11 protein-coding genes and 1 other annotated feature are annotated in these 14,669 nt (G+C 38.9%); of the genes, 8 read left to right on the top strand and 3 right to left on the bottom strand.

Translation table 11 applies throughout. The features are described from left to right. Window positions 1-190 precede the first annotated feature (190 nt). The 4 genes from ybjG to SB028_RS06220 all read left to right on the top strand — a co-directional run bounded on the left by ybjG (window position 191) and on the right by SB028_RS06220 (window position 6,550). A complete protein-coding gene (gene ybjG / locus SB028_RS06235; RefSeq protein ID WP_069368155.1) occupies window positions 191-802 on the top strand; it encodes an undecaprenyl-diphosphate phosphatase in 612 nt (203 codons plus the stop codon). Window positions 803-1,711: 909 nt separating this feature from the next. Next, a complete protein-coding gene (locus tag SB028_RS06230) occupies window positions 1,712-3,028 on the top strand; it encodes an HAAAP family serine/threonine permease (RefSeq protein ID WP_069368154.1) in 1,317 nt (438 codons plus the stop codon). 124 nt (window positions 3,029-3,152) lie between these two features. Then, window positions 3,153-4,517 (top strand): L-serine ammonia-lyase, encoded by a 1,365-nt coding sequence (locus tag SB028_RS06225; protein WP_069368153.1) that lies wholly within the window; start codon window positions 3,153-3,155, stop codon window positions 4,515-4,517. A 362-nt stretch (window positions 4,518-4,879) separates the two neighbouring features. Beyond that, on the top strand, window positions 4,880-6,550 hold the full coding sequence (locus tag SB028_RS06220) for a formate--tetrahydrofolate ligase (protein ID WP_069368152.1): 1,671 nt from the start codon (window positions 4,880-4,882) through the stop codon (window positions 6,548-6,550). Window positions 6,551-6,593: 43 nt separating this feature from the next. Here the strand turns inward: SB028_RS06220 and SB028_RS06215 are convergent, their stop codons facing one another. Next, complete coding sequence (locus tag SB028_RS06215; RefSeq protein WP_318860138.1) at window positions 6,594-7,763, bottom strand: RNA-guided endonuclease TnpB family protein; 1,170 nt, start codon at window positions 7,761-7,763, stop codon at window positions 6,594-6,596. Window positions 7,764-8,013: 250 nt separating this feature from the next. Then, window positions 8,014-9,216 carry a serine hydrolase gene (locus SB028_RS06210; RefSeq protein WP_069368799.1) on the bottom strand — a complete coding sequence of 401 codons (1,203 nt, stop codon included), beginning with the start codon at window positions 9,214-9,216 and terminating at the stop codon, window positions 8,014-8,016. 157 nt (window positions 9,217-9,373) lie between these two features. Between SB028_RS06210 and SB028_RS06205 the strand changes: the two genes are divergently transcribed. Continuing rightward, a complete protein-coding gene (locus SB028_RS06205; protein WP_069368800.1) occupies window positions 9,374-9,994 on the top strand; it encodes a glutathione S-transferase family protein in 621 nt (206 codons plus the stop codon). Here the strand turns inward: SB028_RS06205 and SB028_RS06200 are convergent. Then, on the bottom strand, window positions 9,991-10,812 hold the full coding sequence (locus tag SB028_RS06200) for an SDR family oxidoreductase (protein WP_069368801.1): 822 nt from the start codon (window positions 10,810-10,812) through the stop codon (window positions 9,991-9,993). The genes SB028_RS06205 and SB028_RS06200 overlap by 4 nt on opposite strands. Before the next feature lie 363 nt (window positions 10,813-11,175). Continuing rightward, window positions 11,176-11,305, top strand: a sequence feature (His leader region). Window positions 11,306-11,349: 44 nt separating this feature from the next. Between SB028_RS06200 and hisG the strand changes: the two genes are divergently transcribed. Genes hisG through hisC form a run of 3 tightly spaced genes read left to right on the top strand, consistent with a single transcriptional unit; the run spans window position 11,350 to window position 14,657 of the window. Then, window positions 11,350-12,249, top strand: a complete 900-nt coding sequence (hisG, locus tag SB028_RS06195) for an ATP phosphoribosyltransferase (RefSeq protein WP_069368802.1) — start codon at window positions 11,350-11,352, stop codon at window positions 12,247-12,249. A 6-nt stretch (window positions 12,250-12,255) separates the two neighbouring features. Continuing rightward, complete coding sequence (gene hisD, locus SB028_RS06190; RefSeq protein WP_069368803.1) at window positions 12,256-13,569, top strand: histidinol dehydrogenase; 1,314 nt, start codon at window positions 12,256-12,258, stop codon at window positions 13,567-13,569. Window positions 13,570-13,574: 5 nt separating this feature from the next. After that, window positions 13,575-14,657 (top strand): histidinol-phosphate transaminase, encoded by a 1,083-nt coding sequence (gene hisC / locus SB028_RS06185; RefSeq protein ID WP_069368815.1) that lies wholly within the window; start codon window positions 13,575-13,577, stop codon window positions 14,655-14,657. Window positions 14,658-14,669 lie beyond the last annotated feature (12 nt).

Below are 14,669 nucleotides of genomic sequence, written 5' to 3'. Positions count from 1 at the left end.
ACATAAGCGAAATACTCTTTTTAAGAGTGCTTTAACTCAGTTTGAGAATAAAACTGACAAATCTTTAAAAAAAGCACAATTAAATAAGAAAAAAACACTTTACCCCTATTACTCCCTCATTTACCCTTAAAAACTTGCGTATCATATATCATAAACATCGCTTATCAGTACGACATGTATGGAGCCTACTTTGCTGGAACAATTCAATTTAGCCGTATTTTCAATGATGAATGCAACACCTACGGCATCTCCTTTAGAAATCGGTATGGCGATAGTTATTGCTAAGTACCTTGTCTATCTTTTTCCATTATCTTTAGTGTTCTATTGGTTATGGGGGAATGAAAAACATCTTAGTCAGCAAAGAACATTAGTATGCAAAGCCGCTGTTTCTTTAGGTATCGCACTTTCTATCTCTTGGGTGATTGGTGCTATTGTTCCTCATGAACGCCCTTTTGCCGCCAACATTGGTTACAACTTTCTTGATCACGATGCAACGCCTTCATTCCCAAGTAACCATGGTACGTTTGTTTTCACCATTGCTTTAGCTTATCTCTTTTGGCATAACCGCAAACGCATTGGCTATATTATGCTCGGTTTAGGGCTTGCGATTGCTTGGGCGCGTATTTATCTTGGCGTGCATTGGCCAATCGATATGATGGGGGCTTTTATCGTTGCTCTGCTTTCTTGTGGTCTTTGCCAGCTCTTCTGGTCTAAAGGTGGTGATATACTCCAAAAATGGGTACAACAGCTCTATCAGCTCTGTTTCGCTTATCCTATTCGCAAAGGTTGGACAAAGGCTTAACTTTTCGAGCATCGAAAAAGACCGCATTTATTGCGGTTTTTTTTATATTTAACTTAAGTAACACCCCCTTCAATATATTAATATATAAATAAAAATATCCTCTACTATTATAGTATTTGTCCAAAAAAATAAATTTGTTGTTATTTTAATCAAAATAACATTTTTATATTCGCGACATAACCGCCTACCCTGCTCATTTATTAACAAATTTATTGTTGCATTTATAAACAATATTCTACTTATCACTGAAATATAGATATATTCATTTCATAAAATGAAAGGTATTCATTAATAAATAATCATCCTTCCCTATTTTTATATTCTTGCGTCTACTTTTAAACATAAATTAAAGAAAATATTTAATCTATACATATCAATGGAATAGAAGGTTAATATAATGTTTTAATTGTAAATAAAAATAACCCATTTGATTTTAATCATTTATTTCTTAGATAATAAAAACACCGAAAAAAAATCATTAATATATGAACATTTAAGTATTTAGCTTTATTTTATACTTACTTTAAAATTGGAAAGTTATTTCAAAATGTTTAAAAACCTCCGAGAAAAACATAAAATATAAAAAATGTTACATTTTTAGGTTTTTCAGTTATATTTAGCATTTGAGATGGAGATCACGGTAGTTTATCCTGAAAAACACTATATTCTGCACCTCTTAAGTCTGGATATAAACTTATTAAATATTTTTTCAAATTTTGGAAGGGTCTAATTCTTTTGAAATTTAAAGATTTTTATATGTGGTAATTGAAGATATTGAGATAACACCAGGCACTCAATGCACTCATTTATTCATAATTAAATTTATGCTGTGATTATTTCTAAAAAGAAATACGATCACGCTCTTATTTTTATTCATTATTTTTTTACCGCGTTATTTCGGAGAGTATTATGGATACAACCAAAGCTGGTTCTATCGCATCGGGTAATACCCAAAGTGATTACAAAGCATGGCGTAAGTCAGATACAGTATGGATGTTAGGTTTGTACGGTACGGCTATCGGTGCTGGTGTTCTATTTCTACCTATTAACGCAGGAATTGGTGGTTTAATTCCTCTGTTGATCATGTTAGTACTTGCATTTCCAATGACCTTCTTTGCACACCGTGGTATGTGCCGATTTGTGTTATCAGGTAAAAACCCAGGTGAAGATATCACTGAAGTTGTTGAAGAACACTTTGGTAAAACAGCGGGTAAATTAATCACCCTACTCTATTTCTTCGCAATCTATCCTATTCTACTGGTTTATAGTGTTGCTATCACCAATACCGTAGAAAGCTTTATTGTGAACCAAATGCATATGGCTGCGCCACCTCGTGCAATTTTATCCCTGATCCTCATCGTAGGCATCATGTGTATTATTCGCTTTGGTGAACAAGCTATCGTTAAAGCAATGAGCGTATTAGTATTCCCGTTTGTTGCAATCTTGATGGTACTTGCACTGTATCTGATCCCTGAGTGGAATGGCGCAATTCTTGATACTCTCTCTTTTGATCACGCAGCAACTTCAGGTATGGGTCAAGGCCTATTAGTAACCCTATGGTTAGCTATCCCTGTTATGGTGTTCTCTTTTAATCACTCTCCAATTATCTCTGCGTTTGCTGTTGCAAAACGTGAAGAATACGGTGAAAACGCTGAGAAAAAATGTTCACGCATTTTAGCTTATGCGCATATCATGATGGTTCTCACTGTGATGTTCTTCGTGTTTAGCTGTGTCTTTAGCTTAACACCAGAAAACTTAGCTGAAGCAAAAGAACAGAACATCAGTATTCTGTCTTATCTTGCTAACCATTTTGAAGCGCCTGTTATTGCTTATATTGCACCATTTATTGCTTTCGTTGCGATTACTAAATCTTTCTTAGGTCACTACTTAGGTGCTCGTGAAGGTTTCAACGGTTTAATCATCAAATCACTGCGTGAAAAAGGTAAAACAATCGAAAAAGATCGTTTAAACAAAATCACTGCACTGTTTATGCTGGTAACAACTTGGATTGTTGCAACATTAAACCCAAGCATTTTAGGTATGATTGAAACATTAGGCGGCCCAATTATCGCAATGTTACTGTTCCTAATGCCAATGTATGCAATCCGTAAAGTCCCTGCGATGAAGAAATATGCGGGTCATATCAGCAACGTATTCGTTGTAATCATGGGTCTTATCGCAATCTCAGCAGTTTTCTATAGCTTAATTAACTCTTTCATGGGCTAATAAGACATCTAATGGCTACTTTCTCAATGGAAGTAGCCATTACAGCTTTAGCTTTCAAAACTGACACTTAACACTCTAATAATCACACAGTTGCGCCTTTAAATTAATTAGGGAGGCGAATATTATGGTTAGCGTCTTTGATATTTTTAAAATTGGTATCGGCCCTTCAAGCTCACACACTGTAGGCCCTATGAAAGCAGGTAAAGAATTCGTTGATTTACTTGCTGAAAAAAATCTCCTCTCTTCAGTTTCCCGCGTTATCGTTGATGTTTATGGCTCTTTATCTTTAACAGGTAAAGGTCACGCAACTGATATTGCTATTATTATGGGACTCGCAGGAAATTTACCTGACACGGTGGACATAGATTCTATTCCCCCTTTTATTAAACAGGTAGAAACCACTGGTCGCTTAATGCTGGCAAATGGCATAAAAGAAGTCGACTTTCCGGTTGAAGGCGGTATGAATTTCCATAAAACCAATCTGCCTCTCCATGAAAATGGCATGACCATTACCGCTTATAACGGTGACCAGGTTTTATTGAAAAAAACCTATTATTCTATTGGTGGTGGTTTTATTGTTGATGAAGAACATTTTGGTCAACCAGAAGAAAATAGTGTTCAAGTTCCTTATCCTTATCAATATGCGGCTGATTTACGTCGTCATTGCAAAGAAACAGGCCTTTCTTTATCCGCATTAGTGATGCAAAACGAATTAGCATTACGTAGCAAAGAAGAAATTTCAGCTCATTTTGCAGCGGTTTGGGATGTGATGAAATCAGGTATTGAGCGTGGTGTAAATACCGAAGGCTTATTACCAGGGCCATTACGTGTACCTCGCCGTGCTTCGGCATTACGCCGTATGTTAGTCACAGAAGATAAAACGACGACCGATCCAATGACAGTTGTTGACTGGATTAATATGTTTGCTCTTGCCGTGAATGAAGAAAATGCGGCGGGTGGGCGTGTTGTCACAGCACCAACAAATGGTGCCTGTGGTATTATTCCAGCAGTATTGTCTTACTATGATAAATTTATTCGTCCTGTAAATGAAAACTCTTACACTCGCTTTTTCTTAGTTGCGGGTGTTATTGGCTCACTTTACAAAATGAATGCATCTATCTCGGGCGCTGAAGTCGGTTGCCAAGGTGAAGTCGGTGTTGCTTGCTCAATGGCAGCAGGCGCATTAACTGAGCTGCTAGGCGGTAGCCCCGAACAGGTTTGTATTGCTGCGGAAATTGCAATGGAGCATAACTTAGGACTTACCTGTGACCCAGTGGCAGGACAAGTACAAGTTCCTTGTATTGAACGTAATGCCATCGCAGCCGTACAAGCTGTAAACTCATCTCGTATGGCTTTACGCCGTGTCAGTGATCCTCGTATTTGTTTAGATAAAGTCATTGAAACAATGTACGAAACAGGTAAAGACATTAATGCTAAATATCGTGAAACCTCTCAAGGCGGATTAGCCATTAAAATTTCTTGTGACTAAACCTAAAAGTCTTCAATCCAGATATTTATGATAGTTAAGGCGCTGATCTCAGCGCCTTTTTTGTTTATTCGCATCTATCTTGATGATCTTCTTTTTTAATACCATTTGTTTTGTATGAGATTAAATTGTCATCCTTAGTTAAAATACGTTTTTTCAAAAATACAAAGCATGACTTAATAAGAAGAACTTAAAGAAAAATAAGGGTTAACGACAAAAATCATTTAGATGGCGTGATAATGAACACGTTATCTAAAGTAAATAATGATAACTTAATCAATCTATTGGTGATATTTAGATTATTGTCTAAAGTTGATAAGTAAAGATCACTAGAGACATCATTAGCGGGATAAAAGAGAACTAAAATGAAATCAGATATTCAAATCTCCCAAGAAGCACACCCCTTACCGATTCAGGATATTGCTAAAAATTTAAATATTGATCAAGATGATATTGAGTTTTATGGCAAGTACAAAGCGAAATTTAGTCACCGTATTTGGTCAAAAATTGCAACAAAAAAAACTGGGAAATTAGTTTTAGTCACAGCAATTAATCCAACACCTGCAGGTGAAGGTAAAACAACTGTCACAGTGGGATTAGGGCAAGCACTTAATCATCTTGGAAAAAATGCCATTATTGCATTGCGTGAACCCTCTTTAGGCCCTTGCTTTGGTATTAAAGGTGGGGCAACGGGTGGTGGTTATTCACAAGTCATTCCAATGGAAGATCTGAACCTTCATTTTACTGGCGATTTCCATGCTATTACCTCTGCCAATAACTTACTTGCAGCCATGCTTGATAATTCAATTTATCAGGGTAATCCGTTAAATATCGATCCTAAAAAAATCGTGTTTAAACGTTGTATGGATATGAACGATCGTGCTTTACGTCATATTGTTGTGGGATTAGGTGGTGAGAAAGACGGTATTACAAGAGAAGATAGCTTTGTTATTACCGTTGCTTCTGAAATCATGTCTATCCTTTGTTTAGCCGTAGATATTGATGATTTGAAACAACGACTTTCTCGCATTATTGTTGCCTATTCTTATCAGGGTGATCCTATTACAGCAAGCGATATACAAGCCGTCGGTGCAATGGCGAGTTTATTAAAAGATGCTATTAATCCTAATTTAGTACAAACACTCGAAAATACTCCCGCTATTATTCATGGAGGTCCCTTCGCAAATATTGCCCATGGGTGCAATAGCGTAAGAGCAACAAAACTTGCTCTTCAACTTGCTGATATTACTGTGACAGAGGCTGGTTTTGGGGCTGATTTAGGTGCTGAAAAATTCTTTGATATAAAATGCCGGATCAGTGGATTACGTCCTGATTGTGCCGTTATTGTTGTCACCACGAAAGCGCTAAAATATAACGGTGGCTTAGGTAAAGGTGAGTGGAATAATGAAGATTTAGTTGCTCTTGAAAAAGGCATTGTTAATCTTGAAAAACATATTGAAAACCTAAAAAAATATGGTTTACCTGTCATTGTTTCTCTTAATGCTTATATCACAGATAGTCTTGCAGAACACCAGTTTATCGAACAATTTTGCCAAGATAGAGGTTGTCGCTTCGCGATTACAAAAGTATGGGAAAAAGGGGGCGAAGGTGGTATTGAGTTGGCTAAACAAGTGATTGATACACTTGAAAATGAACCGAGTCAATTTCAATTAATTTATCCTGATGATGCCTCACTGAGTCAAAAAATTGATATTGTTGCCAAAGAAATTTATGGTGCTGATGGTGTGACTTACAGCCAAAAGGCTCGTAATATGTTGAAAAAAATAGAAAGTATGGGGTTTGCTCATTTCCCTGTTTGCATGGCAAAAACGCAATACTCACTCTCAGATGATCCCACCTTATTAGGTCGCCCGACTCACTTTACAATCAACGTCCGTGAAGTGTATGTTTCTGCTGGCGCAGGCTTTGTTGTCGCCTTAACGGGCTCTATCACAACAATGCCAGGGTTACCTAAAATCCCCGCGGCTATCGCTGTTAACGTTGATAATCAAGGAAAAATCGATGGGCTTACTTAAGTTGTGACTGCTCCCCACCGTAAACGGCGAGGCTTCCCACTTCTCAGACCGCAACCCTCTGTACGACGGATTTACGCTGGTCTCCATGGGCTGAAACGACGAGTCCCGCCGCGTGTAATTCCAATATGCCCTTGTGTCGGATATTGATTGCCGCATTGATATCTCGGTCATGTTCAACTCCACATTCAGGGCATTGCCAGATACGCTTATGTAGTGGCATTTCTGACATTTTATGACCGCAGCAATGACAGGTTTTCGAACTGGCAAACCATTGATCCAGTTTTACCAGATGGACGCCTTTTTCTGCGGCTTTATATTCCAGCTTTGTGATAAAACCATGCCAGCCTGCATCACCGATAGCGCGAGCCAGACAGTGGTTTTTCATCATATTCGCCGATTTCAGTGTCTCGACAATTACCGCTTGGTTTTCGTCAACAATTGCACGAGAGAGTTTGTGTTGAAAATCAGCACGGGCATTGGCTACCCGTTCGTGTACACCTGCAAGCTGTATTCGGGCTTTACGGCGATTAGCACTCCCTTTTTGCTTGCGAGATAAGGCTTTTTGTTTTCGACGTAGGTGACGGCTGGCATTGATAAGGTGGCGCGGATTAGCAATCTTATTGCCGTCTGATTTGATGGCGTAATGACTTAGCCCCACATCAAGCCCCGTGATATTTGATATCAATGTTGGCTTTGCCGGTGCTTCTACCCCGTCATCACAGAGTAGTGACGCATAGTATTTTCCGGTTGCGCTGCGGCTCAGTGTGATACTTTTCAGCGCCCCCGTAATTTCACGATGTAAACGCGCTTCAATCGGTGCGATTTTCGGGATTTTTATCGCGCCATCAATGACTTTGATCCCGACACAATGATAGCTAGATTGTCTGCCATGCTTACTTTTAAACGTGGGAAAACGGGCTTTTAGTTTCGGATTAAAAAAGTTGGAGAAAGCCACGTCAAGGTTAATCACCGCCTGCTGCAATGCAATAGAATCATATTCTTTAAGCCACCCATATCTGCGGGATTTTTTCGCCACGGCAAGCAGCGGTTTAAGGTCTTTACGCGGGTTTAAATTTACGCCGTGCCGCTGGTAAGCGTCTTTCTTGATGTGCAGCGCTTTGTTGTACGCAAAACGAACCGCACCGAACTGAGCGTTGAGATATTCAGCCTGTTCTGGTGTTGGGTAGATGCGTACTTTTGTTGCTCTTAACATCATCAGCGCTCATTGATATAATGTTTTTATTTTAACACGTTATGGCAATATATCAATTGAGTAATCATGATGATTTACTGGGCGAGGGTTTACGGCGTTTTTCGCTAAAATAGAGATATCCCACTATTTTATTGAATATAAAAAATCCGTAATCGTTAAACAATTACGGATTATTTATATAAAAATAGAGCTAGTCTTTCTTTTTGGGTGAAAAACTCAGTAACGTTTTGATAGATCCATTATTGATGATTTAACCAAAAATAGCATTAAACCAACCGGATACTGTTTTAACAACAAAATCCCAAATACGACTAAAGAAACCGCCTTCCTCAACCGCTTCTTTTACGACTAATGGGCGTTGCTCAATCACTTCATCATTTAATAAAAAGTTAACGGTACCTACCACCTGATTTTCCGTTAGTGGCGCTTCTAATACAGGATTGGTTAAAGTAAACGAAGCTTTCAAGTTTTTCAGTTCACCTTTAGGAATAGTGATTGAAGCATCATTAGCAACCCCTAATGCAACTTCGCCTTTATCGCCGTACCACACTTTTTGAGTTGTCAGTGGGGTACCTGCTTTTACGGGGGTTACCGTTTCAAAAAAGCGGAAGCCCCAGCCTAATAATTTTTCACTTTCAGCAAAACGCACTTTATCTGATGGCGTTCCTAAAACAACAGCAATCAAGCGCATATCACCTTCAGTTGCCGAAGAAACAAGATTGTACCCTGCTCCATTAGTGTGACCTGTTTTCACACCGTCGACATTCATATTTTTATTCCACAATAAACGGTTACGGTTTGGCTGACGAATATTGTTGAATGTAAATTCTTTTTCTTTATGAATTTCATACTCTGAAGGCACATCGCGGATCATGGCGGCTGTGAGTAATGCCATATCTTGTGCGGTTGTATATTGCCCTTCAGAATCTAACCCATGAACGGTTTTAAAGTGTGTATTTTTCAAACCGAGATTCTTAGCATAGGAATTCATTAAATCCACAAAGGTTTCCTGACTACCCGCAACATGTTCTGCTAATGCAATACTGGCATCATTACCAGATTGAATAACCATACCGCGATTTAAATCAATCACTTTAACCTGATCACCCGGCTTTAAGAACATCAATGATGATCCCTTCAATACCGGATTCCCCGTTGCCCATGCATTACGCCCAACAATAACAATATCATCAGGTGACATACGACCTTCTTTGATCGCTTGTCCAACAACATAGCTACTCATGATTTTTGTTAGGCTGGCGGGATCTAAACGTTCATCAGGTTTTTCTGATGCCAGAATTTTTCCGCTGTTGTAATCCATTAATACATAAGATTTTGCCTCTATTTGAGGAGGCACCGGATTATTGACTGCAAATGAAGGACTAGAAATAATTAGCAGTAAACCCATTCCCGCGGTAACCTTACCCAGAACAGATGGAATATTTTTTTTCATTACCGATCACCCTTTTATATCAATTTGTTAAAGCTTTCCTACTATATGGCTTTCTAGAATAAGACGCCAACATTGATATATAGAGATTTATCTTATATTCATATTTAGCGCCCTATAGAGGGAAATTTTATTACTTATCGTAGCTTAGGAGACCTTTATGTTAAAAGTCTGGGGTAGAAAAAACTCATCTAACGTTAAAAAAGTGCTTTGGTGCTTAAAAGAATTAAACGTTCCTTATGAGCAAATCGACGTTGGTGGCCCTTTTGGTGGACTCAATGAAGCAAATTATTTAGCGATGAATCCCAACGCTTCTATTCCAACCTTACTAGATGATGACTTTGCTTTATGGGAGTCTAATACCATTATTCGTTATTTATGTACAAAATATAAAAATAATACGCTCTATCCCATTGATCTTAAACAGCGAGCAAATGTAGAAAAATGGATGGATTGGTCAAATGGCAGCCTATTTTCGCCCATTCAACAAATGATGATCATGATTGTTCGTACGCCTAAAGAACAGCAAAATCCTGAAAGTGTTAATGCGTTGAAAGAGAAGCTTAATAAACTTATTAAAATTGCTGACGACCAACTTGCGAAAACCACTTATTTTGCAGGAGATACATTCTCTCTTGCCGATATGGCAATCGCACCTTTGGTCTATCCATGGCTAGAAGTTTGCAAAGATAGACCACACGTCCCTCATATTGAGCGTTGGTTTGCCCAATTAAGTGAAAGATCTATTTTCCGTGATATTGTGTTACTGCCTGTAAATTAATTCATTGGCATTTTGTCGGGATCTGGATAATGGTAATGAAATCCAAGATCTCGACAAATCTCCTGACCATCAATCTCTCGTATTGCAGGCTTTTCTTCCTCAATAAATTCGGGTGGAATGAGATCAAGTTGATTCGACACTCTCGAGTAAAAATCTTTCTTTTTAGGGTGAATTGGTGCACATAAATTATATAAATGGCCACCTTCATTCTGTGCGAGCAGTTGTTCAACAGCAAAAATGACATCATCTAAGTGGACTAAGTTTACGCATTGATGAGCGCCTTTTACCTGTTTTTTACCTGATAAAAAACGTCCTGCATGACGACCTGGTCCCACTAATCCTGCTAATCGAAGAATATCAACCGTAGTCAACGGTAAACGATGTAGCCAGTTCTCAACTTCGGCTAACATTTTTGCCGATTGTGTTTCTGGTCGAATATCCATTTCTTCCGTGATATTACCCGTTTGGTTGCCATATACAGAAGTAGAACTAATGTAAATGACTCTCGTCACATGGCGAGACATTGCGCTATCCACCAGCGTCTGAATGGCTTCAACATAATCATAACCTCCACCGGCAGCACTTGGTGGTAGCGTAATAATGAGTACGTCAGTTTCCATTAAGTAATCAAAATCATCTCTATCGCATTCGATTGCGGGTGTTAAATTCACTAAACAACAGTCAATGCCACTCATTCTTGCTGCTTCTACGCCATCTTCGGTGGTTTTAGTCCCTTTAACTTGATAGCCTGCATCACGCAACGCAGTAGCAAGTGGTAAACCTAACCAACCTAATCCTACGATGGTTATTCGTTTCATTTTGCTCCCCTACTTAAATGGCCTAATCAAAGTATGCTATAAAATTTTAGTTTCGCCATTAATTATAAATACCACTTATATTTCGTGAATATTTAGTGCCTCCCTATATACTCGCCTACTTGTTCCATTAAGTAAATAAGAGAAATATTAAAATTACATTAAAAACAAAAGGTTATAAAATAATTAAATTATTATTAAAAAATAGGTTGCTTTCTCCTTTGTAAATCATGTAGGTTGAAAGGCAGACAAATTCTAAATGCGGGTTACTAAATACAGCATACAGCTCAATAGTAACGGGCATTATTAAATAACAAATAATGTTATTAGCTAGGAAAATATTATGTATAGCATTCAATTAAACCACCATCATCACCATCACCCTGACTAGTCTTTCAGGCGATGAGTGCTGGAAGACGTTTAAGAAACGCTTCCGGTGGTCTGAATGCAGATAACAACTAAAACCCCGGAAGGCAACTTCCGGGGTTTTTTTATAGCTAATTTTCATAACAAAAATAGAGAAAAAGATAGGGTAATATTATGTTAGATAAAGCAAGATTAAGAATTGCAATGCAAAAATCTGGCCGTTTAAGCGATGATTCTCGTGCGCTTTTAGCTCGTTGTGGCATCAAAATTAACTTAAATCAACAGCGCCTGATTGCTTACGCTGAAAATATGCCAATCGATATTTTGCGCGTGAGAGATGACGATATTCCGGGATTAGTCATGGATGGCGTTGTTGATTTAGGGATCATTGGTGAAAACGTTTTAGAAGAAGAGTTATTAAAGCGTCGCTCACAAGGTGAAGATCCAAGTTATCTCACACTACGTCGTCTTGATTTCGGGGGATGCCGTTTATCTCTTGCAACACCTGTCGATTTCGATTATCAAGGTGCGGAATGCTTAAATAACACTCGAATCGCAACCTCCTATCCCAATCTGCTCAAACGCTATTTAGACCAAAAAGGGATCAAATTTAAATCATGTTTATTAAATGGCTCTGTTGAAGTCGCTCCTCGTGCCGGCCTTGCTGACTCTATCTGCGACTTAGTTTCTACTGGCGCAACATTAGAAGCCAATGGCTTAAAAGAAGTTGAAGTAATTTATCGTTCAAAAGCATGTTTAATCCAACGCGACGGTGAAATGGAAGCGGATAAACAAGAACTTATCAACCGTTTACTGACCCGTATTCAAGGCGTTATTCAAGCCAGAGAATCAAAATACATTATGTTACACGCACCAAGTGATTGCCTTGAGGATGTCATTGCATTACTTCCGGGAGCGGAAAGACCGACTATTTTACCTCTGGCGGGAGATCAAAATCGCGTTGCAATGCATATGGTAAGTAGCGAAACCCTATTCTGGGAAACAATGGAAAAACTTAAATCATTAGGTGCAAGTTCAATTCTTGTTTTACCAATTGAAAAAATGATGGAATAAGGTGAAATGATGAAAACGGGTTTTAATACATTAAATTACTGGGATAAATGCACGAAAGAACAGCAACAAGTGCTATTAACTCGCCCTGCTATTTCTGCATCAGCTTCAATTACAGAACAGGTTGCTAGCATCATTTCACAAGTACGCAATGATGGAGATAAAGCGCTTAAAGCACTAAGCCAAAAATTTGATAAGACAGCACCGGAAAGTGTTTTGGTATCAAAATCACAAATCAATGAAGCGTCATCAAGACTTGATAGCAAAATAAAACAAGCGATAGCACAGGCGATGAATAATATTCGTCGCTTTCATGAGGCTCAAATACCTAACACTATCAACGTAGAAACTCAGCCTGGTGTCTTTTGTCAGCAAGTCAGCAGAGCAATCGATGCGGTAGGACTTTATATTCCCGGAGGTTCCGCACCATTGCTTTCAACAGTAATGATGTTGGGTATTCCAGCCCGTATTGCGGGTTGTCGCAAAATTATTCTTTGCTCTCCGCCCCCTATTGCTGATGAAATTTTATATATTGCTCAACAAATTGGTATTGATGAAATCTTTCAAGTAGGTGGTGCACAGGCGATTGCAGCCATGGCATTTGGTACTGAATCTATTCCTAAAGTTGATAAAATCTTTGGCCCTGGTAATGCTTATGTAACCGAAGCGAAGCGCCAAGCAAGCCAATCACTTCAAGGTGCAGCAATCGATATGCCAGCAGGCCCTTCAGAAGTTTTAGTCATTGCGGATGCAGATGCAAATCCTGTATTTATTGCTGCTGACTTACTTTCACAAGCTGAACACGGCCCAGATTCCCAAGTTGTGTTATTAACACCCGATGAAACACTCGCTAAAGCCGTTATTGCTGAAACTGAAACACAACTGACGCTATTAAGCCGCGCTGAAATTGCTAAACAGGCACTTGCAGAAAGCCGGGTTATTATTACTCGTGATCTCGAGCAGTGTATTGAAATCAGTAATCGTTATGGTCCAGAGCACTTAATTATTCAAACCAATGATGCTGATACCCGTGTTGATAGCATTACCAGTGCCGGCTCTGTTTTTCTTGGTGCTTGGTCGCCTGAATCTGCAGGAGATTATGCTTCTGGCACTAATCACGTTCTACCAACTTATGGCTATACAGCAACTTACTCAAGCTTAGGTTTAGCTGATTTTATGAAACGTATGACAGTACAGAAACTCACTGCTCAAGGCTTATCTGATTTAGCACAGACCATTGAAATATTAGCGCAAGCAGAACAACTCACCGCACACAAAAATGCGGTCACACTTCGTGTAAATGCGTTAGCTAAGGGGAAATAAGCGTGATGAAAACTGAATTTGATATCAATACACTTGCAAGAAAAAATGTACGTGAATTAATACCGTATCAATCTGCTCGACGCTTAGGGGGAAATGGTTCTATTTGGTTAAATGCAAATGAATACCCTATCGCTCCTGACTTTACGTTTAATGAAAAAAATTTAAACCGCTACCCTGAATGTCAGCCTGTTAACGTGATTAGTCGTTATGCAAAATATGCAGGTGTCAATGCTAATCAAGTTTTAGTTAGCCGTGGTGCTGATGAAGCGATTGAGCTTCTTATTCGTGCTTTTTGTGAGCCGAGTAAAGACGCAATGCTTTATTGCCCACCCACATATGGAATGTATAGCGTTAGTGCGGAAACCTTTGGTGTAGAACAGCGTGTTGTCCCTGCTCTTGCTGATTGGAACCCTGATGTCAAAGCCATCGCATCACAACTTGATAATGTAAAACTTATCTACCTATGCAGCCCAAATAACCCAACAGGAAATATCGTTGATCCTTCGCTTATTCGTGATGTATTAGCATTGGCTAAAGGCAAAGCCATTGTTGCGGTAGATGAAGCTTATATTGAATTTTGTCCACACGCGTCAATGGTGTCATGGCTTGCAGAGTATCCGAATTTAGTTATTTTGCGAACCTTATCGAAAGCTTTCGCTTTAGCAGGGCTTCGTTGTGGCTTTACGCTTGCCAACCCACCAGTCATTGAATTATTACTAAAAGTGATCGCACCATACCCACTTTCAACACCTGTTGCAGATATTGCTGCGCAAGCATTAACAGAAGCCGGTATTGAAATAATGAAAAAACGAGTGGCAGAAATTTCACGCAACAGAGCTATCTTGTCTAATGCGTTACAAAAATTGCCTAATGTTGAACAGGTTTATAACAGTGAAACTAACTATATTTTAGTGAAATTCACTGATGCCACTCTGGTTTTCCGTACTTTATGGGAACAAGGGATTATTTTACGCGATCAACAGCGTCAATATGGGCTTAAGGGCTGTTTGCGTATTTCTATCGGTACAGCGGAAGAATGTGATAGCGTGATTAATGCCATAAAGAATATTCAAACTGCAAACGTATAAAACATTAAAAAC

Origin of the sequence: Proteus vulgaris, from assembly GCF_033708015.1 — a bacterium.
Lineage (GTDB): Bacteria > Pseudomonadota > Gammaproteobacteria > Enterobacterales > Enterobacteriaceae > Proteus.
The sequence above is the reverse complement of the archived record's forward strand: the minus strand, read 5'-3'. Positions and strand labels throughout refer to the sequence as shown.